Genomic DNA, 20,897 nt, shown 5'->3' with positions numbered 1-20,897 from the left:
TCCCGAAACCTCGCCGATATTCTGCCGATATTTTCCGAAATGGCCCAACGAGGCGTTCTTGCTTAAGTCATCGCAGCCTTCGATTGTGATCGGCGACCGGACCTTGGACCTGGCCCGCGAATTGCTGCTCGACGGGCGCGGCGACATCGTGCCGTTGCGTCCTCAAGCCTGGGCGGTGCTGCGGCTCCTCGCGCAACGCGTCGGGCGCCCGGTGCATAAGGACGAGATATTGGATGAGGTCTGGTCGGACTGCGAGGTCACGGAAGACTCGCTTGTCCAGGCCATCGGCGACATCAGGCAGGCCTTGGGAGGGGCGGGCCGATTGGCCCTGAGAACCTTGCCTCGCCGCGGCTACATGCTGGTCGTGGATGGCGAGCAGGCCGACCGCCCGGCTTCTGCCAGTGTCACGACCTCGTCGATGCCGGACAACGCCGGAAGGCCAGCGGGTTCATCTTCGATCCCACACCTGTCCATTGTTGTTCTACCATTCACAAATATTGGCGGCGATCTGGAGCAGGAATATTTTGTCGATGGCGTGACTCACAGTCTGACTACCGACCTGTCGCGCATCGCCGGCGCGTTCGTCATCGGCCGGGGCACTGCGTTCACCTTCAAGGGAAAGGCGGTGGACGTGAGGGAGATCGGTCGCGAATTGAATGTCCGTTACGCGCTGGAAGGGTCGGTGCAACGCGGCGGCAATCGCTTTCGCCTGAACGTTCAGTTGACTGACACGGAAACCGGAGCCCATGTGTGGGCCGAGCGCTTCGACAAGCCCGCTGCCGACTTGCTGGACATGCAGGATGAGATCGTATCCCGGCTCGCCAATACATTGAACGCCGAGCTTATCAAGGCCGAAGCACGACGGGCAGAACGGTTGCCCCAGCCGGACGCGATGGATCTCTATTTTCAGGGCAGGGCTGTCCTGAACAAAGGAATAGCGCCTGCAGTTATGGCGCGAGCAAGGGATTTCTTCATGCGCGCCCTCGCGCTTGATCCCGACAATATTGAAGCAGCGGTTGCCGCGGCTCAGGTCGATTTTGCGATCGGTTCTTCCTCCATGGCCGATGACGGACCGGCATATTTCAGGGCCGCGGAGAAGGCGCTGAATGGCGTATTGTTGCGTGCGCCCAATCACCCCAGAGCCCACATGTTGCTCGGCGCGGTTCAAATTCGGACGCACCGCGCTGCAAAGGGTATCGCTGAATGTCGCCAGGCGCTGGCGCTCGATCGGAATTTGGCCGATGCGCATGGGTTCATTGGCCTCGGGAAGCATGCGCTGGGGCGTGGTGAGGAAGTCGAGGGGCATATTCAAGAGGCGTTACGACTGTCCCCTCGCGATACGCGTGCCTTTCTCTGGATCATGGTTGTCGGGATGGCCAAATTGATGTCCTGCACCAACGCAGACCTCGAGGCGCTGGACTGGCTTCGCCGGAGCATTGAGGCTAATCCCAATTTTGCGCTCGCTCACTTTCACTTGGCTGGCGCGTTGGCCATGATGGGAGACCTCGAGGAAGCACGATCCAGTGCCAAAGCCGGACTGGCACTTGATCCCAACTTCAGCATTCGTCGATACGACGTCAATGTCGTCTTCCTGTCCGACAATCCGGTATGGCTCGCCAAGCGTAAGCGCTTTTATGAGGGAATGCGCATGGCCGGCGTGCCGGAGAGCTAGTGCCGCGTTCGATCATCTGCGTGAATGGGATAGAGCTGCGACGAGGAGCTGCATTTGAGCTCCAGCAGCGGCGCACCATGCACTCGCCTTGGCCAGCGGCGGGGCACCGCTCACGAACTGTGCTTCGCCTCGGTCGACTTCTGCGCGAACTGCGGAAAGGTCTCGGCCACGACAGGCCCATCCAGCCGCCATGAATAGCAGCCGCCGACGAAGAATGGCGGCTCGGTGACATCGCGCTGGTGATCGAGCGCGCCGCGGCCCTGCGGGTCCTTGCCGGAGGTTGCGGTCTGGAACAGCGTCGTCACCGCCGGACCCAGCAGCTCGGCGAGATGGGTGCAGGTTTCGAGCTTGCCAATCTTGCGACGGACCAGTTCGCGCCAGCCCTTGCCGATGCGTTCGCCGACCAGGCGCTGCAAGATGCCCTCGACGTCGAGGCAGGACGGGTAGGGCGTTGAGGCCATCGTGGTGCCGGTCTCGCGGATCGTAAAACTGTCGTCGACCGCGAGCCGCAGGCGGATGTCGTGCACGGGATCGTCGGGCTGCTGCAGCCCGCGATGCTTGTCCTGTCGGGCATAGGGTTTGGTGTCGACCAGCCGCGCCTCGACTTCCCACAATCCGTCGTCACGGAGATAGCCGAGACATTCGACGGAGCGGCGGTGCATCAGGCGGCGGGGCTTGCCGTCGGTATTGGTATCGGGTGCGGACATCGGAACTCGCTGGATTGAATCTCGAACCGATCCAATCGGCCGTGCGCTCCGATGTCAACGCTCGCGGTCGAATGGCGTCATGAGACATCGTCATTCCGGGATGGCGCGTTAGCGCCAGACCCGGAATCTCGAGATTCCGGGTTCGATGCTTCGCATCGCCCCGGAATGATGGGGGTGACGTTGAGAGCTGTCCCTCAGCTCACCCGCCGTTCGCGGTTCTCCCAATACGGCTTGCGCAGCTCGCGCTTTAAAATCTTGCCGGCGCCGGAGAGCGGCAGCGGCGTCGCGGTGATGTCGACGCTGCGCGGGCATTTGTAGCCGGCGATCAGCGCCTTGCAGTGCTCCATCAGCTCTTCTGGCGTGGCGCTGGCGCCGCTCTTCATCACCACGACGGCGTGAACCTGCTCGCCCCAGCGTTCGCTCGGGATGCCAATCACGGCGCATTGCGCCACCGCCGCGTGCTGGGCGAGCGCGTTCTCGACCTCGGCCGAATAGACGTTCTCGCCGCCGGAGATGATCATGTCCTTGACGCGGTCGACGACGTAGACAAAGCCGTCCTCGTCCATGTAGCCGCCGTCGCCGGTGTGCATCCAGCCGTCGATCACGGCGCGCGCGGTCTCCTCCGGCCGCTCCCAATAGCCCATCATCACCATGTCGCCGCGCACCGCGATCTCGCCGACGGTACCCGTCGGCACGACCTTGTCCTCCGCATCGACGATCTTGACCTCGGCGCCAAGCGTCGCCCGGCCGGCGCCGCGGTGCCGGCCCTTGGCGCGGCCGTCGCCGATATGCTCCTTCCAGTGCAGCAGGGTCGCGATCGGCGACAGCTCGGTCATGCCGTAGGCTTGCGTGAACTCGACATGCGGCAGCGCCTTCATGGCGCGCATCAGCACGGCGTCGCTGATCACAGAGGCACCGTAGGAGATCCGCTTCAAGGACGACAGGTCGTAATTGCCGAGCGTCGGGTGATCGACGAACATCTGGATCATGGTCGGCACCAGCAGCACGTCGGTGATGCGCTCCTTCTGCACGGCGGCCGCGACGCCGTCAGGCGTAAAGCCCTGGATTACGACGTTGGATCCTCCGGACAGCAGCACCGAATACATCGCCGCGCCATTGGCGAGGTGGAACATCGGCGCCGCATGCAGATAGATCGTGCTGCTCGGCCATAGGCCTTCGCCGAGCGCGTTGAGCGCGTTGGCCATCAGATTGCCGTGGCTCAGCATCACGCCCTTGGAGCGGCCGGTGGTGCCGCCGGTGTAGAAGATGCCGGCAAGGTCGTCGCGGCTGCGCATCGCATCCGGAACAGGCGCGCTGCGCGCGATGAGCGTCTCGTAATTCTCCATGCCGGCAGGCGTGTCGCCCTCGTCGGCATAGACCAGCCGCAGGCCGGGGACGGCGCCTGCCAGCGCCGTGCCGACCGGCGCAAACGCCCTGTCGACGAACAGGATCGTTGCGCGGCAGTCGCGCAGCGCGTCCTCGTTCTCGATCGGAGACCAGCGGATGTTGAGCGGCACGATCACGGCGCCGGCCCAGCCGACGGCGAGGTAGAGCTCGAGATAGCGGTCGGAGTTCAGCGACAGGATCGCGACGCGGTCGCCGTCCTGGGCGCCGAGGCCGCGGATCGCGGCGGCGAGGCGGGCGACGCGTTCGCCGACCTCGCGCCAGTTGCGCCGCCGCTCACCGCAGACGACCGCGAGCCCGTTTGGATTGACCTGCAGCGCGCGCCGCAGTCCGTGCGTGATGTTCACTCGTCTCCTCCCTTGATGCGTTTCCCTTGCGAGGCGGTTTGTCCGCCTTCTCGTGCGCCGTTGTCTTGCGCGTTGATGTCATTTGCGTTGTTGTTTTGGCGATGCCTTCGGTGAGGCGGATCGCGAATTCCTCAGCGACGGCACGTCCGCTCAGCTCGCCGCCCGGCTGGAACCAGTGGCCGATCCAGTTCAGCGAGCCGGCAATGGCGAAAGCCGCGAGCTTCGGGTCGCACGGTTTCACCGAACCGTCTTCGACGCCCTGTGCGATATAGTCGCGGAAGGCGCGGTCGATCCGCCGCTTGGCAGTCTGCACGATCTTGCGGTTGTCCTCGCTGAGATCGCGGATGTCGAAGCGGACCAGGCTCTTGCCGTAGTCCGCGGTCATCAGCTCGGCATAGCGGACGGTGAGCTTGCGCAGCTTGTCGAGCCCCGAGCCGCCGCCCGCCGACGTCTCGGCAATGCATTCGTCGACCAGCTCATTGCCGATCGACCAGCACTCGAACAGGATCTCGTCCTTGCCGCGGAAGTAGTTGTAGAGCGCCGGCTTGGTGATGTTGAGCCGCTTGGCGACGTCGTTCAGCGTGGCACGGTGATAGCCCTGTTCAAGGAACAGGGCTACGGCCGTGCGCAGCACTGCCTCGCGCTTCTCGTCGCGGGCGCGGCGCCGGCTTTCGAATGGCAGCCATGGCGACTCGTTGCTGGAAGAGGGGGAGTGGGCGTCCATCGCGTCGGCTGTTGTCGCATTGACTCCGGAAGATCGCCCGTATATTACCCATGGGTAACAAATAGTCCAGTGGGTAATTTCCGGGAGGACACGCGATGACGTCACGCACCTATATTGCCGGGGTCGGCATGATCCCGTTCGTCAAGCCCGGCGCCAATGCGCCGTATCACGTGATGGGCGCCGAAGCGGCGAAGCTGGCGCTCGCCGACGCCGGGCTCGACTACGGCCGCGTGCAGCAGGCCTATGTCGGCTACGTCTATGGCGACTCCACCTGCGGGCAGCGCGCGCTCTATCCGGTCGGCATGACCGGCATCCCGATCGTCAACGTCAACAACAACTGCTCGACCGGCTCGACCGCGCTGTTCCTGGCGCGGCAGGCGATCGAGTCGGGCGCGGCCGATTGCGTGATGGCGCTCGGCTTCGAGCAGATGAAGCCCGGCGCGCTCGGGGCCGTGTTCACCGACCGTCCCAGTGCGTTCGACGATTTCGACGCCGCGGCCGACAAGCTGGTCGACGCGCCCGGCGTGCCGCTGGCGCTGCGCTATTTCGGCGGCGCCGGCCTCAGCCACATGAAGAAATACGGCACGCCGCTCTCCGCCTTTGCAAAAGTGCGCGCCAAGGCGAGCCGTCATGCCAAGAACAATCCGCTGGCGCTGTTCCGCAAAGAGGTCACCGCCGACGACGTGATGAACGACCAGGTGATCTGGCCCGGCGTGATGACGCGGCTGATGGCGTGCCCGCCGACCTGCGGCGGCGCCGCCGCGATCCTGGTCTCGGAGAAATTCGCCGACCAGCACGGCCTCAACAAGCAGGTCCGCATCGCGGCGCAGGCGATGACGACCGACACGCCCTCGACCTTCGGTGCGTCAGACATGATGCAGGTGGTCGGCTACGACATGGCGCGGGATGCCGCGCGCAAGGTCTATGAGGCCGCCGGCATCGGGCCTGATGATCTCGACGTCGTCGAGCTGCACGACTGCTTCGCGCACAACGAGCTGATCACCTATGAGGGGCTTGGCCTGTGCGGCGAGGGCGAGGCCGCGAAATTCATCGACGACGGCGACAACTCCTATGGCGGCAGGATCGTCACCAACCCGTCCGGCGGGTTGCTGTCGAAGGGCCATCCGCTCGGCGCCACCGGGCTTGCGCAGTGCTATGAGCTGACGCGGCAACTGCGCGGCACCGCTGCGGCGACGCAAGTGGAAGGCGCGCGGATCGGTTTGCAGCACAATCTCGGCCTCGGCGGCGCCTGCGTCGTGACGCTCTACGAACGCGCCTGAGGTCGTCATGGTCGATCAATCCGCTGTCGGGCGTACATTTACGCCTGTGACCGCGCGCGTCGAGCCGGGGCGGCTGCGCTTCTTCCTCGATACGCTCGGCGAGACGAATGCCGTCTATCGCGACGAGGCGGCCGCACAGGCGGCCGGCTTCACGGCAGCGCCAGTGCCGCCGACCTATCTGTTCTGCCTCGAGATGATGGATGCACCTGACCCGTTCGAGTTCCTCACGGCGCTCGACATCGATCTGGCCCGCGTGCTGCACGGCGAGCAGCGCTTCGACTATCACGCTCCCGTGGTCGTCGGCGACACCTTGACCTTCCATCCGCGTGTCACTGGCGTGACCGACAAGAAGGGCGGGGCGATGACGCTGATCGTGGTCGACACCCCGGTCACCAACCAGAACGGTGTCCATGTCGCCGATGTCTCGCGCACCGTCGTGGTACGCAATGCGAGGCCGTCATGAGCAGCTCTCCCTCTGTCGGCGACCGCATCGTCCACAAGGAGTTTCCACCGATCACCCGCCATCGCCTCGCGCTGTATTGCGGCGCCTCCGGCGATCACAATCCGATCCATGTCGACATCGATTTCGCGAAGGCGGCCGGCTTCCCCGACGTGTTCGCGCACGGCATGCTGGTGATGGGCTATCTCGGCCAGGCGCTGACCGACGCGGTGGCGCCGTCGCGCATCCGCTCGTTCTCGACCCGCTTTGCGGCGATCACCCAGCTCGGCGCGAAGCTGACCTGCGAGGGCACGGTGACCGAGCTGGTCGAGCAGGGCGGTGAGAGGCGCGCAAAACTCGCGCTGACCACCAGGGATCAGAACGGCGAGATCAAGCTCGCCGGCGAGGCGGTTATCGCGCTGTAGCGCGAAAGTCTCGCCACGAAGGATTGTGCGCTCCCTCGCCCCGCTCTTGCGGGGAGAGGGTTGGGGTGAGGGGCTGCTTCCGCGCACTCTGGAGGTGGTGAGACCTGTACCCCCTCACCCGGAACGCATCTGACGATGCGTTCCGACCTCTCCCCGCAAGCGGGGCGAGGTGAGGCGGGCATACCGCAGAGATCACGTTGTTTGAGGGAGGTTTGAATGTCAAAGCTGCAAGGCAAAGTCGCGCTCGTCTCAGGCTCCGGCCGCGGCATCGGGCGCGCGATTGCGCTGAAGCTCGCGAACGAGGGCGCGCGCGTCGTGGTCAACGACCTCGATGCCGAGCCGGGCGATGCGGTCGTCGCGGAGATCAAGGCCATGGGCGGCGAGGCGATCGCGGTCAATGGCAGCGTGACCGAAGCCGGCTTTGCCGATCGCTTCGTCGGCGCCGCGATCGAGCAGTTCGGCGGTCTCGACATCATCGTCAACAATGCCGGCTACACCTGGGACTCGACGATCCAGAAGATGACCGACGAGCAGTTCCAGGCGATGCTGGACGTCCATCTGGTCGCCCCGTTCCGCATCATGCGCGCGGCGTCGGAGCCGATCCGAGTGATGGCGAAGAGGGAGGCCGAGGCGGGCCGCGAGGTATTCCGCAAGGTCGTCAACATCTCCTCGATCGCGGGCCTCTACGGCAATGCCGGGCAGGCGAGCTATTCGTCCGCCAAAGCCTCGCTGATCGGGCTAACGCGCACGATGTGCAAGGAGTGGGGCCGCTACAAGGTCAACGTCAATTGCGTGGCGTTCGGCCTGATCAACACCCGCCTGACCCAGCCGATCGAGACCCAGCAGAAAACCATCGACGTCGCCGGCCGCGACATTAAGGTCGGCGTCCAGCCGCAGATGCTGGAGGCGATGGGCCGCATGATCCCCCTCGGCCGCGGCGGCACGCCGGAGGAGGCGGCCGATGCGGTCTATCTGTTCTGCGCTCCGGAATCGAATTACATCAGTGGTCAGGTGATCGTCGCCGGCGGCGGTCTTCTGATTTAACACGAGGGCAGAATGCACTACCGATCGTCCTGGATGACCGAGGAGCTGGACACTTTCCGAGACCAGTTCCGCAAATTCCTCGCCAAGGATCTGGCGCCGCACGCCGAAAAATGGCGCGAGCAGAAGCTGGTCGATCGCTCGGCCTGGCGCGCGCTCGGCGAGATGGGCGCGTTGCTGCCGAGCGTGCCCGAGGCCTATGGCGGCTTAGGGGCCAGCTTCGCCTATGACGCCGCCGTGCTCGATGACCTCGAGAGCACGGTGCCGGAGCTGACCACCGGCGTCTCCGTGCACAGCGCGATCGTCGCGCATTACATCGTCAACTACGGCTCGGAGGAGCAGAAGAAACGCTGGCTGCCGAAGATGGCGTCGGGCGAGATGGTCGGTGCCATCGCGATGACCGAGCCGGGCACCGGCTCCGATCTGCAGGCCGTCAAGACCACGGCGAAGAAGCAGGGCAATTCCTACGTCATCAACGGCCAGAAGACTTTCATCACCAACGGCCAGGCCGCCGATCTCGTCATCGTGGTGGCGCGGACCGGGGCTCCGGGCGCCAAGGGCATCTCGCTGATCGTGGTTGAGACCGCGGGCGCCGAGGGGTACCGGCGCGGGCGCAACCTCGACAAGATCGGGCTGCACGCATCAGACACGTCGGAGCTGTTCTTCGATAACGTCACGGTGCCGCCGGAGAACCTGCTCGGCGCCGAGGAGGGCAACGGCTTCGTACAGCTGATGCAGCAATTGCCGCAGGAGCGGCTGTCGCTCGCGATCGGCGCGGTCGCCTCGATGGAGCGCGCGGTCAGGATCACCGCCGAATACACCAAGGAGCGCACCGCGTTCGGCAAGCCGCTGCTCGAATTCCAGAACACCGCCTTCAAGCTTGCCGAGCGCAAGACCGAGGCGATGATCGCCCGCGTGTTCGTCGACTGGTGCGTCGAGCGCCTGGTCGCCGGCGACCTCGACACCGTGACGGCGTCGATGGCGAAATGGTGGTGCTCGCAGAAGCAGGTCGAGACCGCCGACGAATGCCTGCAGCTGCATGGCGGCTACGGCTACATGCAGGAATATCCGATCTCGCGCATGTTCATCGATTCCCGCATCCAGAAGATCTATGGCGGCACCAACGAAATCATGAAGCTCCTGATCGCGCGTTCGCTGTAGGCGGGCGCGTCTTTGGCCGTCATTCCGGGGCACGCGAAGCGTGAACCCGGAATCTCGAAGTTGCGGCTTGAGATTCCGGTTCGATGCTCGCGCATCGCCCCAATGACGCGGAGGGGTGAGTGCGCGCTCATCTCCTTCGGCCGTGCGCCGCTACATCGCCCGCACGTTCTTGAGGAACTTGTCGACCTGAACTTCCAGCTCTGAGGCGTTGCTGGCGAGCTCTCCGGAGGCCGCCAGCACGTTCTCAGCGGCCTTGCTGGCATCGTCGATCGCCTTGGTCGTGCCGTTGATGTTTGCGGTGACCTCCTTGGTGGCCGCGGCCTGTTCCTCGACCGCGCTGGCGATCACGGTCGAGATCTCGCTGATCTGGACGATGACCTGCGAGATCGCCTTCAGCGCCGTGGCGGTGTTGCCGGTCGCGGCCTGCATCTCGTTGATCTGCGCCGAAATGTCTTCCGTGGCCTTGGCGGTCTGGTTGGCCAGCGCCTTCACCTCGGAGGCGACGACGGCGAAGCCGCGTCCGGCCTCACCGGCCCGCGCGGATTCGATGGTTGCGTTGAGCGCAAGCAGGTTGGTCTGGCCGGCGATCTGGCTGATCAGGGCGACGACGTCGCCGATCTTCTGCGCCATGGTCACGAGACCCGCGACCAGCTTGTCGGACTTCTCGGCTTCGTCGACCGCCATGCGGGCAATGCGGCTCGCCTCGGCCACCTGGCGGCTGATCTCGTTGACCGAGGACGACAGCTCCTCGGACGCGGACGCCGCGCTCGCCGAGCGCTGATTGACGAATTCGGCGGTCGTCGTCAGCGATCGCGCCGTGCCCTGCATTTGCGTCGACGCCGACGCCAGCATCCCGGCAAGGCCCTTCACGTCTTTCTCGAAATCGTCCGCCAGCTTCACATTGCCAGTCACGACCGACCAGCTCAGCATCGCGCCGGTGTAGTTGCCGCGCTTGTCGGTCAGCCCGGAGACCCGCAGGTCGAGCGTTTCCGGACCGAGCTTGATCTTGGCCGCATGCGGCAGGTTCTTGGGATCGCCGACGATGCGGCGCTGGTGCGCCGGGTTCTTGTGGAAGATGTCGAACGAGTTGCCGAGGATCTTGTCCGGCGCCATCGGAAGCAAGTGCTTCACGGTGTCGAGCGTCTTGAGGCTGGTCTGGTTGATGTAGGTGATGTTGAAGTCGGTGTCGCACATCATGATGTTGATCGGCATGTTGTCGAGCATTTGCAACAGCCGTTCGGTCTGCGTTTCAAGCCGCGCCTTCTCGGTCGCTAGCTCCCAGGTCAGCATCGGGCCGGTGTAGCGGCCGCGCGAATTGGTCATGGCTGTCACGGTGAGATCGAGCGTCTCGCCGCCGATGGTGATGCGCGCCTTGTGCGGCAGGTTCTTCGGGTCGGACAGCAGCCGGCGCTGATGCTGCGGGTTCTTGTGAAAGATGTCGATCGATTGCCCGATCAGCGCGTCGACCTTCACCGGCAGCACATGCTCGATCTTCTTCAGGTTCTGCCGCGTCGACTCGTTGATGTAGGTGATTTTGAAATTGTCCAGCTCGCAGAGCATGACACTGATCGGCATGTCGTCGAACAGCCGATACGAACTGTCCGAGCCGATCACGCTTGCGACGCTCTTCATCCCCAACATGCATTGCCTCCAGCCTTGATAATGATCTTGGTGAATTGAAACGGTGCACCTGATCGGCGACGGAATGCCTTCCACCGCCGGCCCCACGCAGGTGCGCTACACGATTTACAATTTCTGACTGCGTGGAACGGTAGGCGATTCGAGTTCCACCAAGAAGGGCGCGCAATGCGCCGCGTGCACTCGCGCAGGTCGAACGCGCGATGCTCGCGATGAGCGCAGCCGAAAACGTTGCGCAACACCGCGATTTGCCGTGAAATCCACGCGATCCGGCGACGAAGATGCGAAGCGGCCGATCGCTGCACCGTAATCATACGGAAGCAGAAGCGTGCGCTCCTAATGATTGTTATCGTGCACATAACGCGGTGGCTCATGCAGATTGTGCCACGCCATCGCGCGCAGCGGAGAGTTCTTGACTGCAATCTTCTCGGCGGCCACGCGCTGTCGGTCTTGGCAACGTGGCGTGCGAGCATTCTTTCGCCTGCGCTCTGTTGCGTCGGTCGGCGCCTCCGTGATGACAGGCTGCCGCATCGTCGATGCGGGTGTTCGTGAAAGGAGCCCGCGCAGGTTGATCATGCCGCGCGAGACCCGATCGGGGTCACAGACCGGCGTCGTGACATCGGTCCCGCTTGAGCGCGGTGAGATCGCGCTGGAGCCGGCCGACGGTGACCTGCGCTGCTTGCCGGCCGGCGGCTTCAATCCTGCCGGCGATCGTCCGCTCTGCGGAAATCGATGACGAAACGGCGTTGCCCATTGCCTACCGCATGGCTTGGCGCCGCTGCGCGCGGGAGACGCAGCTTCGGCCTTGCACCCCATTTCCGTCTATCATACCCCGTGGGACCACGATCCGAGCGAAGCCCAAACGCGCGCCAGTACTTGCAGGGAGCCCTCATGACCAAAAGCAATGCCCGCACCGGAGGCCAGATCCTGATCGACCAGCTGGTCGCGCAAGGGGTGGAGCGCGTCACCTGCGTGCCGGGCGAGAGCTATCTGGCGGCGCTCGACGCCTTGCACGACAGCCCGATCGACGTCGTGATCTGCCGCGCCGAGGGCGGGGCCGCGATGATGGCGGAGGCCTATGGCAAGCTGACGGGACGTCCGGGCATCTGCTTTGTCACCCGCGGTCCGGGCTCGACCAATGCCGCCCATGGCGTGCACATCGCGATGCAGGACTCCACCCCGATGATCCTGTTCGTCGGCCAGGTCGACACCGGCATGCGCGAGCGCGAGGCATTCCAGGAACTCGACTACAAGGCGGTGTTCGGCACGATGGCGAAATGGGCGGTCGAGATCGATCGTCCGGATCGCATTCCGGAACTGGTCGCGCGCGCCTTCCGCGTCGCGCTGCAGGGCCGGCCCGGTCCGGTGGTGATCTCGCTGCCGGAGAACATGCTGACTGAAACCGCCGCGGTCGCCGACGCGCCGAAGGTCGAGCCTGCGGCGACCTGGCCTGCGCCGGCCGATCTCGAGCGCCTCGGCAGCATGCTCGCCGGCGCCAAGGCGCCGATCGTGGTGCTCGGTGGCTCGGCCTGGACCGCGGAGGCCGCCAAGGGCATCGCGCGCTTCGCCGAGCGCTTCGACCTGCCGGTTGCCACCTCGTTCCGCCGCGCCTCGCTGTTCGACGCCGACCACTCGCATTATGCCGGCGATCTTGGCATCGGCCCGAGTCCGAAGCTCAGGGATCGCATCACCGGCGCCGACGTCATCCTCCTGATCGGCGGCCGCATGTCGGAAATGCCGTCCTCGTCCTACACGCTGCTCGACATTCCGGTGCCGAGCCAGAAACTGATCCATGTCCATCCCGGCGCCGAGGAGCTCGGCCGTGTCTACCAGCCGGCGCTGGCGATCCAGGCGACGCCTGCGGCCTTTGCCGCCGCGGTCGAGACCATGATGCCGGCGGCAGTGCCGGCCTGGAAGGGCGAGGCGGCCAAGGCGCACGCGGATTACCTCGCGTGGACCGACAAGCCGCGCGAGCTGCCGGGCAGCTTCCAGTATGGCGAGGTCGTGACCTGGCTGCGCGATCGCCTGCCGAAGGATGCCATCGTCTGCAACGGCGCCGGCAATTATGCCGGCTGGATTCACCGCCACCATCGCTTCCACGCTTTCGCCGCGCAGCTCGCGCCGACCTCGGGCTCGATGGGCTACGGCGTGCCGGCGGCTGTGATGGCCAAGCGGCATCATCCGGACCGGGTCGTCGTGGCGTTCGCCGGCGACGGCTGCTTCCTGATGAACGGGCAGGAGTTCGCCACCGCCGTGCAGTATGACGCGCCGCTGATCGTCGTCGTCATCGACAACGCGCAATACGGCACCATCCGCATGCATCAGGAGCGCGACTATCCGGGCCGCGTCGTCGGCACCCAGCTCAAGAACCCGGACTTCGCGCTTTACGCCAAGGCGTTCGGCGGCCATGGCGAGCGGGTCGAGCGCACCGAAGACTTCGCGCCCGCGTTCGAGCGCGCGCTGGCCTCCGGCAAGCCCGCGATCCTGCACTGCCTGGTCGATCAGCGTGCGCTGTCGGTCGGCAAGGATTTTGCGCCGCAGGCCACGCGCTAGGACATGATCCGGAAAAGTGCGAAGCGGTTTTCCGAGGAGATCATGCCCAAACAAAAGTCCCGTCACGTCGCGATCATCGGGGCCGGCGCGGTCGGCGTGATCAGCGCCATCGAGGCGCTGCGTGCGGGCCACAGCGTAACCTTGATCGATCCGGGCGAGCCCGGCGGCACCCAGGCGGCGAGCTACGGCAATGCCGGTTGGCTGTCGTCGCATTCGGTGATCCCGCCGGCCGAGCCGGGCACCTGGAAGAAGGTGCCGGGCTATCTGATGGATCCGCTCGGGCCGCTGGCGATCCGCTGGTCGTATCTGCCGAAGGCCTTGCCGTGGCTGGTCAAGTATCTGCTGTCGAGCCGGACCGAGGCGCGGGTCGAGGCCACCGCGCGGGCGATGCGCGATCTCCTGAAGGATGCACCGCTGCTGCACCGGCAGCTCGCCGAGGAAGCCGGCGTGGGCGAATTGATCGAGCGGCGCGGGGTGATGCATGTGTTTCCCTCACGCGCGCCGTTCGACCGCGATCTCGGCTGGCGCATCCGCAAGCGCGTCGGCATCGAATGGCTGGAGCTCGATGAAGACGAGATGCGCCAGCGCGAGCCCGATCTGCATCCGCGCTACAAATTCGGCGTCGTGGTGGAGGAGGCGGGCCGCTGCCGCGATCCCGGCGCCTATGTCGCGGCGCTTGCCGCGCACGCCGTCGCGAACGGCGCCGAACGCGTCGCCGCCAAGGCAACGGGCCTCAGGCTTGCCGGTGACAGGCTGGTCGCTGTGATCACCGAGAGCGGCGAGATCGCCTGCGACGCCGCCGTCGTCGCCGCGGGCGCGCGCTCCAGGCAATTGACCGCCTCGATCGGCGATCCGCTGCCGCTGGAGACTGAGCGCGGCTATCACGTCATGATCGAAAATCCGGAATCCGGCCCGCGCAATTCGATGATGGCCTCCGATGCCAAGATGGTCGTCAACTGGACCGACAAGGGCCTGCGCGCCGCCGGCACGGTGGAGATCGCGGGGCTTGACGCCGCGCCGAACTGGAAGCGCGCCGAAATCCTGCGCGAGCACCTCTTCAGTATGTTCCCGAAGCTGCCGACGGATATTCCGCCATCGCGGATCAAGACCTGGTTCGGCCATCGGCCGAGCATGCCGGACGGGCGCCCCTGCATCGGTTATGCCCGTGCCACGCGCGATGTGGTCTACGCCTTCGGCCACGGCCATGTCGGCCTGGTCGGATCGGCCCGGACCGGCCGGCTGGTCGCGCAACTCCTGAGCGGCAAGGCGCCGGAGATTCCGCTCGCCCCGTTTGCGCCCTCGCGCTTCCTGTAGGAAGCAACGGCGGCGAAGCCTCAGCTGTCGCCGGCCCAGGCCGTGATCGCGGCCGGTGCGATCACGCGTCGCGGTGCGTGCGGATTGATCGTTCCGGCGCTGACGTCCTGCGTCTGAACGAGCAGCGTGCGCGCAAACGCCTTGGCGTCCTGCTCGGTCGTGAAGGTACGGGTCTGGCGCGCGAAGCGGTGATGTCCGGCGTCAGGATTTCGCATGGCGAACGAGACGTACCAGATGGCCTTGTCGGTCTTCATCGCGCCTCTTTGGTGGTAATCCGCCCGCGCGATCGCGACGTGATGCTCGATGCTCGATGTGCAAAAAGTGCCAAGACAAAGAATCCTGAAATACAACACATTGCGGCGAATAGGCTCCTCGGCGAACCAGCAATGCTACAGCATCGGCACGTCTACCGATACTGGCGGCATATTACCTGTCAACCGATGGGTGAAATGACAATGCGCCGTTGCGACGTTGGTTCCATCCGGCAAATTGCCATGTCGGACGAGGCGCTGGTCGCGGTCCGCGAGGGCGAAGCGGCGGCCCTGAAGCCCGTGAACTGGTGGCGAGCCGTCACGACAAGTGTCGATACTTTCGAACGCTCGACGTAGGCCTCGCTAGATGACTTGGTCCTCCTTGCGGGCTGCGTTGATGGTTTCCTCCACCTCGGCGGCAAGGGCCGTGAGATGTTCGGCGAGCTTGCTGAACAACTCGCGCTTGCGCATGTCAGTCGCCAGGTCTCGGATCAACGCACATTCCGCCGCGTCGCGGCGAAGCTTTTCGAGATGCGTCAGCATGTCCTGCATTTTTCGTCCCCGAATGCCGTACTCCGCAACGCTAAGGCGGCACAGAACCGCGTAACAATAACCTGTGATAATTTTCGCGAACCTTGGCGAGGGTCGCGTATTTTTCTGACCCTCAAGGCAAGCTTGGCTTGCGACATTCAGTGTCGTCCCTGCGAAAGCAGGGACCCATAACCACAAGCGCTGATTGGTGTGCTTCGCTGGAATGACGAGCCCTGTTCACGACGTCCGCCGCGGCGTATGGGTCCCTGCTTTCGCAGGGACGCAGCGAGGATGAGGCGATAGCGCTGCCTCTCTCACGACCCGATCCGCACCACCATCTTGCCGAGCGCCGCGCGGGTCTGCATGGTGGTGAAGGCCGCGCGAAAATCGTCGAATGCGAACACCTTACCGACAACAGGCGTCAGTTGGCCATCGTTCAGCCATGCCGACAATTGCGTCATCACGCGCGCCTGCGCCTCGGGCTCGCGCCGCGCGATCTGGGCGGCATCGACGCCGATCAGGAGGCCGCCTTTCAGGAGCGGCAGATTGAACGGCAATGCGGGAATGCTGCCGGCCGCGAAGCCGACCACGACATGGCGGCCGTTCCAGGCGATCGAGCGGAACGCCTGCAGCGAGACCTCGCCGCCGACCGGATCGAAGATCACGTCGGGGCCATGGCCGCCGGTCGCGTCCTTCAGCGCGTCGCGCCAGTCGGGTCGCGTGTAGTCGACGACCGCGTCGGCACCGAAGCTTGCGGCGAAGTTGCGCTTCTCCTCCGTCGAGGCCGCGGCGACGACGCGCGCGCCGAGCAGCTTGCCGATTTGAATGGCGGCGATGCCGGTGCCGCCGGCGGCGCCGAGCACCAGCAACTGCTCGCCGGCCTTGAGCGAGCCGCGCTCGCCGAGCGCATAGAGCGCGGTGAGGTAATTGGTGCGAAAGGCCGCGGCGGCCTCCATCGACAGTCCGTCGGGCATGATCTCGACGGCGTCGGGCGGCACCACGATGTGCTCGGCCAGCGCGCCCGAGCGCGCCGCGCCCATCACCCGCATGCCCGGCGCGATGCCGGCGACGTCGCCTGCGACCGCATCGACCACGCCGGCGAATTCCGCGCCCGGCGTAAAGGGCAGGGCATCCTTGGTTTGGTAGCGGCCCTCGACCTTCAGCCCATCGACGAAGCCGATGCTCGCGGCGTGGACCTGGACTCGGATCTGTCCGGGGCCGGGTTCGGGGGTGGCGATCTCCCTCAGCCCGATCTGATCGATGGGCGCGTATTGCTCGACGACGACGGCCTTCATCCTGTCCCGCTCATTGGTTGGTTTCCTCGAGAGCCTTTTCCGCTCCGATTGAATCGGAATGGGGCCCCGGATTCTTGTGTTGACGCGTCTTCTTCACGCGAGCCGGTAGCCAGTTCGCGCGAATACGCTTCCGGCAAACCTATCCCATGTCCGTTGTTCTACGGGGAGGGGATTTGCGCATGCGACGGCAGGCTCGCATGCGGAAAGCCAGCATCTTCAACGACATCGCGAAAAGACCGGCGTTTACCCGTTGTTATCCCTACCAAATTCGGTAACGCGTCCTTAATGGCGTTAACGTTAGGGTTTTCCACGCGGCCCGCCTTGGGCTGCGCGCCGTCCAGGACGGGCAGGTTGCGTACGCGTTGGAGTCTCCTATGGATATCATGACTGGCGCCGGGCTGTTGGCTGGCATCATCGTCATCGCGGTGATGATGTTCATGGGCGGCGACCTGCACATGTTCATCTCCGAACACGCCATGATCATCATCTTCGGCGGCTCGATCGCGGCGACGATGATCCGTTTCCCGCTGGGCGTGATGCTGCATGGGCTGCCGCTCGGCGCCAAATTCGCCTTCACGATGAGCCGGCTGTCGGCCCGCGACCTCGTCGACGAGCTCGCCCGCATCGCCGAGATCGCCCGCAAGCAGGGGCCGGTCGGCCTGGAAAAGGTCGAGACCGACGAGCCGTTCCTCGCCAAGGGCATCCGTTACGTCGCCGACGGTTACGACCTCGAATTCATCCGCGACAACATGGAGCGCGACCGCGACAACTTCCTGATGCACCTCGACGAGGGCAGCAAGATCTATCGCGCGATCGGCGACTGCGCTCCGGCGTTTGGCATGATCGGCACGCTGATCGGCATGGTGCAGATGTTCGCCAACATGACCGACCCCTCCAAGCTCGGCCCGTTCATGGCGACCGCGCTGCTCGCGACGCTGTACGGCGCGCTGGTCGCCAATTTGTTCTGCCTGCCGATTGCCGACAAGTTGCATGGCAAGCTGCTCGACGAGGAGACCAACCGCACGCTGATCATCGACGGCATCCTGATGATCCGCGACTCCAAGAGCCCGGCGCTGGTGCGCGAGATGCTGCTGGCCTATCTGCCGGAGAAGCATCGCCAGGAGGAAGGCGAGCCGGTTCCGGCCTGACCGGACCGCGCTTTCGGGAAACGCAGCGATGGCCAAGAAAAAGCGCGGCGACGCCCATACCGGAGGTCACGGCTGGTTCGTGACCTTCGCCGACCTGATGGGCCTGATGATGAGCTTCTTCGTGATGCTCGTCGCGTTCTCCACCATGGACAACAACAAGCTGAAGATCGTCGCCGGCTCGATGCGCGATGCCTTCGGCGTGCAGACCAATGTGCGCTATTCCGGCATCGTCGAATCCGACGGCCTGCCGACCCGGCCGAAGCTGAAGAACGTCGAGCACATCTCGCCGGAGGACTCCTCGGCCAATCCGACGCCGGACGAGAAGGAGCGCAGCCAGATCAACGGCGCGCGGCTGAAGATCGACCGCGAATTCGCGCTCGCCTCGGCCTCGCTTCGCCAGGCGCTGCAGGACATGCCGGAGCTGACCGAGATCTCCAAGAACATCATGTTCGAGGAGACCAAGGAGGGACTCAACCTCGAGATCGTCGACCAGGACGGCCGCTCGATGTTCGCGGACGGCTCCAGGGAGCCGTATGACCGCACCCGCCGGCTGATCCAGAAGCTGGCCGCGCCGCTGAAGGCGACGCCGCTGCGGGTCGCGATCGTGGGGCATACGGCCGCAGGCTTCGTGCCGGCGCGCAGTGATTATGACGGCTTCGACCTGTCCGCGGACCGCGCCAACGCGGTGCGGCAGATCTTGGAGCGGGAAGGGCTGCCGCCGTCGCATATTTTCGCGGTTTCCGGCAAGGCCGACGGCCAGCCGCTGTTTCCCGACGATCCGACGCTGCCGGCCAACCGTCGCGTGACCATCACGTTGATGCGGGAAAATCCGCCGCTGCCGCCGGATCTGAAGCCGTAGCTCTGGGTTACCATACTACCGTCAACTACCATTGTTGCGCGGTTGACACGCGATGCGGAAGCGTCGATAGCCGCGCGGATCAAATCAACCGATCGGGCGTTCCAACCTCGCCATGGCTGTCAGCGTCTCATCTACCGAAGCTCAGGAAGGACAACCGACCTCCAGCTTCTGGGCCCTGACACTCGGCAGCATCGGGGTGGTGTTCGGCGATATCGGAACTTCGCCGCTCTACGCATTCCGTGAGGCGGTCGGCGGCGCCGCGCACGGCCAGCCGGTCACCCGCATCATGGTGCTGGGCGTGCTCAGCCTGATCCTGTGGGCGCTGTTCACCGTCGTCACCGCGAAATACGTGCTGTTGCTGCTGCGCGCCGACAACAATGGCGAGGGCGGCACGCTCTCGCTGATGGCGCTCGGCCAGCGCGCGATCGGTCGGCGCAGCTGGCCGCTGCTCGCGCTCGGCGTGGTCGGCGCCTCGATGTTCATCGGCGATTCCATGATCACGCCGGCGATCTCGGTGCTGTCGGCGGTCGAAGGCCTCAAGCTCGCCACCCCGCATCTCGAGCACTATGTGGTGCCGCTGACGATCCTGATCCTGGTCGTGCTGTTCTCTGTGCAGAGTTCTGGCACCGCGCGCGTCGCTTCCGCCTTCGGTCCGGTGATGGTGGTGTGGTTCGCCTCGCTGGCGGTGATGGGGCTCGTTCACATCATGGACGACCCGTCGGTGCTGGCGGCGATCAATCCCTATTACGCGCTCCAGTTCATGCTGACCCACGGCACCATCGGCCTGGTGACGCTGGGCGCGGTGTTCCTCGCGGTGACCGGCGGCGAGGCGCTGTATGCCGATCTCGGGCATTTCGGCCGCAAGCCGATCCAGTCCGGCTGGTTGTTCTTCGTGCTGCCGTCGCTGCTGCTGAACTATTTCGGGCAGGGCGCGCTGGTGCTGTCCGATCCCAGCGCGATCGAGAACTCGTTCTACCGCATGGTGCCCGACGTGCTGCTGCTGCCCCTGGTCGGGCTCGCCACCGCCGCGACGGTGATCGCGAGCCAGGCAGTGATCACCGGCGCCTATTCGCTGATCAGCCAGGCGGTGCAACTTGGGCTCTTGCCGCGCTTCGAGGTCCGCTACACCTCGGAGACCCATGCCGGTCAGATCTATCTGCCGCGCGTCAACCGGCTGCTGCTGATCGGCGTGCTGCTGCTGGTGCTGCTGTTCCGCACCTCGAGCGGGCTGGCGTCGGCCTACGGCATCGCCGTCTCTACCACCATGGTCGCCGACGGCATCATGGGCTTCATCGTGATCTGGAAGCTGTGGAACTGGCGCATGGCGTCGGCGGCGGCATTGATCCTGCCGTTCGTGATCGTCGACATGACCTTCTTCAGCGCCAATCTCCTGAAGCTGTTCGAGGGCGCGTGGGTGCCGCTTCTGTTCGGCGTCGTGATGGCGACGATGATCTGGACCTGGCGCCGCGGCGCCGCCATCCTGGTCGCCAAGACCCGACGCATCGAGGTGCCGCTGCGCGACCTGATCCACAGTCTGGAGAAGCGGCCGCCGCATATCGTCAAGGGCACCGCGGTGTTCCTGACCAGCGATCCGAGCTTCGTGCCGACCGCGTTGCTGCACAATCTCAAGCACAACAAGGTGCTGCACGAGCACAACGTGATCCTGACCATCGAGACCGCACCGACGCCGCGCGTCGATCTATCCGAGCGCGTCAACATGGAGAAGGTGAGCGACAAGTTCACCGCGGTGCGGCTGCGCTTCGGCTACATGGAATCGCCGAACGTGCCCAAGGCGCTGGCGGTCGCGCGCAAGCTCGGCTGGCAGTTCGACATCATGTCGACCTCGTTCTTCGTGTCGCGCCGCTCGCTGAAGCCGTCGGCCCAGTCCGGCATGCCGCAATGGCAGGACCACCTGTTCATCGCGATGAGCCGGTCCGCCAATGATGCCACCGACTATTTCCAGATCCCGACCGGCCGGGTGGTTGAAGTGGGTACCCAGGTAACTATCTGACCGGGCGCAGGATTCTGACATTGATCGGCCGTGACCCATGCGTGATGTGCATGGCGGAGGCCTGAATCCGGGCTAACCTATGCATTCCTGCCGGGAG

Annotated in this window: 20 protein-coding genes; 12 read left to right on the top strand and 8 right to left on the bottom strand. The window is 65.0% G+C overall.

From position 1 onward, the window contains the following. The first annotated feature begins 58 nt into the window (after nt 1–58). Nucleotides 59–1,672 carry a winged helix-turn-helix domain-containing tetratricopeptide repeat protein gene (locus ACVIYL_RS36770; RefSeq protein ID WP_253609165.1) on the top strand — a complete coding sequence of 538 codons (1,614 nt, stop codon included), beginning with the start codon at nt 59–61 and terminating at the stop codon, nt 1,670–1,672. 110 nt (nt 1,673–1,782) lie between these two features. Here ACVIYL_RS36770 and ACVIYL_RS36765 read toward each other — a convergent pair whose 3' ends face one another. From ACVIYL_RS36765 to ACVIYL_RS36755, 3 genes are all read right to left on the bottom strand, one after another. Further along, complete coding sequence (locus ACVIYL_RS36765; protein ID WP_253609164.1) at nt 1,783–2,379, bottom strand: DUF2889 domain-containing protein; 597 nt, start codon at nt 2,377–2,379, stop codon at nt 1,783–1,785. A 194-nt stretch (nt 2,380–2,573) separates the two neighbouring features. Further along, nucleotides 2,574–4,130 (bottom strand): acyl-CoA synthetase, encoded by a 1,557-nt coding sequence (locus ACVIYL_RS36760; protein ID WP_253609163.1) that lies wholly within the window; start codon nt 4,128–4,130, stop codon nt 2,574–2,576. Beyond that, on the bottom strand, nt 4,060–4,854 hold the full coding sequence (locus ACVIYL_RS36755) for a TetR/AcrR family transcriptional regulator (RefSeq protein WP_141340558.1): 795 nt from the start codon (nt 4,852–4,854) through the stop codon (nt 4,060–4,062). The genes ACVIYL_RS36760 and ACVIYL_RS36755 overlap by 71 nt, the downstream gene beginning before the upstream one ends. A gap of 95 nt (nt 4,855–4,949) precedes the next feature. On the opposite strand from ACVIYL_RS36755, the gene ACVIYL_RS36750 reads away from it, so the two are divergent. The 5 genes from ACVIYL_RS36750 (at nt 4,950) to ACVIYL_RS36730 (ending at nt 9,200) form a co-directional block, all read left to right on the top strand. Continuing rightward, nucleotides 4,950–6,134, top strand: a complete 1,185-nt coding sequence (locus tag ACVIYL_RS36750) for a lipid-transfer protein (protein ID WP_076826483.1) — start codon at nt 4,950–4,952, stop codon at nt 6,132–6,134. Nucleotides 6,135–6,141: 7 nt separating this feature from the next. Then, on the top strand, nt 6,142–6,597 hold the full coding sequence (locus ACVIYL_RS36745; protein WP_253609162.1) for a MaoC family dehydratase N-terminal domain-containing protein: 456 nt from the start codon (nt 6,142–6,144) through the stop codon (nt 6,595–6,597). Next, nucleotides 6,594–6,998: a MaoC family dehydratase gene (locus ACVIYL_RS36740; RefSeq protein WP_225641440.1), complete on the top strand. Its 405-nt coding sequence runs from the start codon at nt 6,594–6,596 to the stop codon at nt 6,996–6,998. Before ACVIYL_RS36745 ends, ACVIYL_RS36740 begins: the two co-directional genes overlap by 4 nt. A 216-nt stretch (nt 6,999–7,214) precedes the next feature. Next, nucleotides 7,215–8,042: an SDR family NAD(P)-dependent oxidoreductase gene (locus tag ACVIYL_RS36735; protein WP_253609161.1), complete on the top strand. Its 828-nt coding sequence runs from the start codon at nt 7,215–7,217 to the stop codon at nt 8,040–8,042. Nucleotides 8,043–8,054: 12 nt separating this feature from the next. Then, nucleotides 8,055–9,200 (top strand): acyl-CoA dehydrogenase family protein, encoded by a 1,146-nt coding sequence (locus ACVIYL_RS36730; protein WP_057019698.1) that lies wholly within the window; start codon nt 8,055–8,057, stop codon nt 9,198–9,200. Nucleotides 9,201–9,350: 150 nt separating this feature from the next. On the opposite strand, the gene ACVIYL_RS36725 is transcribed toward ACVIYL_RS36730, so the two are convergent. After that, nucleotides 9,351–10,841 (bottom strand): methyl-accepting chemotaxis protein, encoded by a 1,491-nt coding sequence (locus ACVIYL_RS36725; protein WP_253609160.1) that lies wholly within the window; start codon nt 10,839–10,841, stop codon nt 9,351–9,353. A 595-nt stretch (nt 10,842–11,436) separates the two neighbouring features. Continuing rightward, nucleotides 11,437–11,592 carry a hypothetical protein gene (locus ACVIYL_RS36720; RefSeq protein WP_253609159.1) on the bottom strand — a complete coding sequence of 52 codons (156 nt, stop codon included), beginning with the start codon at nt 11,590–11,592 and terminating at the stop codon, nt 11,437–11,439. Between the two features lie 137 nt (nt 11,593–11,729). Between ACVIYL_RS36720 and ACVIYL_RS36715 the strand changes: the two genes are divergently transcribed. Next, the gene (locus ACVIYL_RS36715; protein WP_253587145.1) at nt 11,730–13,391 is read left to right on the top strand and encodes a thiamine pyrophosphate-binding protein; all 1,662 of its coding nucleotides are present in this window, start codon (nt 11,730–11,732) and stop codon (nt 13,389–13,391) included. A gap of 42 nt (nt 13,392–13,433) precedes the next feature. Next, a complete protein-coding gene (locus tag ACVIYL_RS36710; RefSeq protein WP_456780873.1) occupies nt 13,434–14,705 on the top strand; it encodes an NAD(P)/FAD-dependent oxidoreductase in 1,272 nt (423 codons plus the stop codon). Between the two features lie 20 nt (nt 14,706–14,725). On the opposite strand, the gene ACVIYL_RS36705 is transcribed toward ACVIYL_RS36710, so the two are convergent. Beyond that, on the bottom strand, nt 14,726–14,959 hold the full coding sequence (locus ACVIYL_RS36705; RefSeq protein WP_057019701.1) for a hypothetical protein: 234 nt from the start codon (nt 14,957–14,959) through the stop codon (nt 14,726–14,728). Between the two features lie 42 nt (nt 14,960–15,001). Between ACVIYL_RS36705 and ACVIYL_RS36700 the strand changes: the two genes are divergently transcribed. Further along, nucleotides 15,002–15,313, top strand: a complete 312-nt coding sequence (locus ACVIYL_RS36700; RefSeq protein ID WP_229189756.1) for a hypothetical protein — start codon at nt 15,002–15,004, stop codon at nt 15,311–15,313. Nucleotides 15,314–15,319: 6 nt separating this feature from the next. On the opposite strand, the gene ACVIYL_RS36695 is transcribed toward ACVIYL_RS36700, so the two are convergent. Both ACVIYL_RS36695 and ACVIYL_RS36690 read right to left on the bottom strand, forming a co-directional pair. Then, a complete protein-coding gene (locus tag ACVIYL_RS36695) occupies nt 15,320–15,508 on the bottom strand; it encodes a hypothetical protein (RefSeq protein ID WP_016848414.1) in 189 nt (62 codons plus the stop codon). A gap of 293 nt (nt 15,509–15,801) precedes the next feature. Further along, the gene (locus tag ACVIYL_RS36690) at nt 15,802–16,782 is read right to left on the bottom strand and encodes an NADPH:quinone oxidoreductase family protein (RefSeq protein ID WP_456780872.1); all 981 of its coding nucleotides are present in this window, start codon (nt 16,780–16,782) and stop codon (nt 15,802–15,804) included. A 374-nt stretch (nt 16,783–17,156) separates the two neighbouring features. Between ACVIYL_RS36690 and ACVIYL_RS36685 the strand changes: the two genes are divergently transcribed. The 3 genes from ACVIYL_RS36685 (at nt 17,157) to ACVIYL_RS36675 (ending at nt 20,800) form a co-directional block, all read left to right on the top strand. Beyond that, nucleotides 17,157–17,930: a motility protein A gene (locus ACVIYL_RS36685; protein ID WP_016848416.1), complete on the top strand. Its 774-nt coding sequence runs from the start codon at nt 17,157–17,159 to the stop codon at nt 17,928–17,930. 28 nt (nt 17,931–17,958) lie between these two features. Continuing rightward, nucleotides 17,959–18,789 carry an OmpA/MotB family protein gene (locus ACVIYL_RS36680; RefSeq protein ID WP_016848417.1) on the top strand — a complete coding sequence of 277 codons (831 nt, stop codon included), beginning with the start codon at nt 17,959–17,961 and terminating at the stop codon, nt 18,787–18,789. A gap of 112 nt (nt 18,790–18,901) precedes the next feature. Then, nucleotides 18,902–20,800 carry a potassium transporter Kup gene (locus tag ACVIYL_RS36675; protein ID WP_057019703.1) on the top strand — a complete coding sequence of 633 codons (1,899 nt, stop codon included), beginning with the start codon at nt 18,902–18,904 and terminating at the stop codon, nt 20,798–20,800. Nucleotides 20,801–20,897 lie beyond the last annotated feature (97 nt).

This window comes from Bradyrhizobium sp. USDA 3315 (assembly GCF_054056795.1).
Note: the sequence above shows the minus strand (reverse complement) of the source record. Positions and strands in the feature narration are given on the sequence as shown.

Coding starts and splice junctions, on each gene's coding strand:
- ACVIYL_RS36690 (WP_456780872.1), bottom strand. CDS start 16,782: ATGAAGGCCGTCGTCGTCGAGCAATACGCGCCCATCGATCAGATCGGG.
- ACVIYL_RS36695 (WP_016848414.1), bottom strand. CDS start 15,508: ATGCAGGACATGCTGACGCATCTCGAAAAGCTTCGCCGCGACGCGGCG.
- ACVIYL_RS36765 (WP_253609164.1), bottom strand. CDS start 2,379: ATGTCCGCACCCGATACCAATACCGACGGCAAGCCCCGCCGCCTGATG.
- ACVIYL_RS36700 (WP_229189756.1), top strand. CDS start 15,002: ATGCTCGATGCTCGATGTGCAAAAAGTGCCAAGACAAAGAATCCTGAA.
- ACVIYL_RS36685 (WP_016848416.1), top strand. CDS start 17,157: ATGGATATCATGACTGGCGCCGGGCTGTTGGCTGGCATCATCGTCATC.
- ACVIYL_RS36725 (WP_253609160.1), bottom strand. CDS start 10,841: ATGTTGGGGATGAAGAGCGTCGCAAGCGTGATCGGCTCGGACAGTTCG.
- ACVIYL_RS36705 (WP_057019701.1), bottom strand. CDS start 14,959: ATGAAGACCGACAAGGCCATCTGGTACGTCTCGTTCGCCATGCGAAAT.
- ACVIYL_RS36710 (WP_456780873.1), top strand. CDS start 13,434: ATGCCCAAACAAAAGTCCCGTCACGTCGCGATCATCGGGGCCGGCGCG.
- ACVIYL_RS36730 (WP_057019698.1), top strand. CDS start 8,055: ATGCACTACCGATCGTCCTGGATGACCGAGGAGCTGGACACTTTCCGA.
- ACVIYL_RS36740 (WP_225641440.1), top strand. CDS start 6,594: ATGAGCAGCTCTCCCTCTGTCGGCGACCGCATCGTCCACAAGGAGTTT.
- ACVIYL_RS36745 (WP_253609162.1), top strand. CDS start 6,142: ATGGTCGATCAATCCGCTGTCGGGCGTACATTTACGCCTGTGACCGCG.
- ACVIYL_RS36720 (WP_253609159.1), bottom strand. CDS start 11,592: ATGGGCAACGCCGTTTCGTCATCGATTTCCGCAGAGCGGACGATCGCC.
- ACVIYL_RS36750 (WP_076826483.1), top strand. CDS start 4,950: ATGACGTCACGCACCTATATTGCCGGGGTCGGCATGATCCCGTTCGTC.
- ACVIYL_RS36755 (WP_141340558.1), bottom strand. CDS start 4,854: ATGGACGCCCACTCCCCCTCTTCCAGCAACGAGTCGCCATGGCTGCCA.
- ACVIYL_RS36675 (WP_057019703.1), top strand. CDS start 18,902: ATGGCTGTCAGCGTCTCATCTACCGAAGCTCAGGAAGGACAACCGACC.
- ACVIYL_RS36715 (WP_253587145.1), top strand. CDS start 11,730: ATGACCAAAAGCAATGCCCGCACCGGAGGCCAGATCCTGATCGACCAG.
- ACVIYL_RS36735 (WP_253609161.1), top strand. CDS start 7,215: ATGTCAAAGCTGCAAGGCAAAGTCGCGCTCGTCTCAGGCTCCGGCCGC.
- ACVIYL_RS36680 (WP_016848417.1), top strand. CDS start 17,959: ATGGCCAAGAAAAAGCGCGGCGACGCCCATACCGGAGGTCACGGCTGG.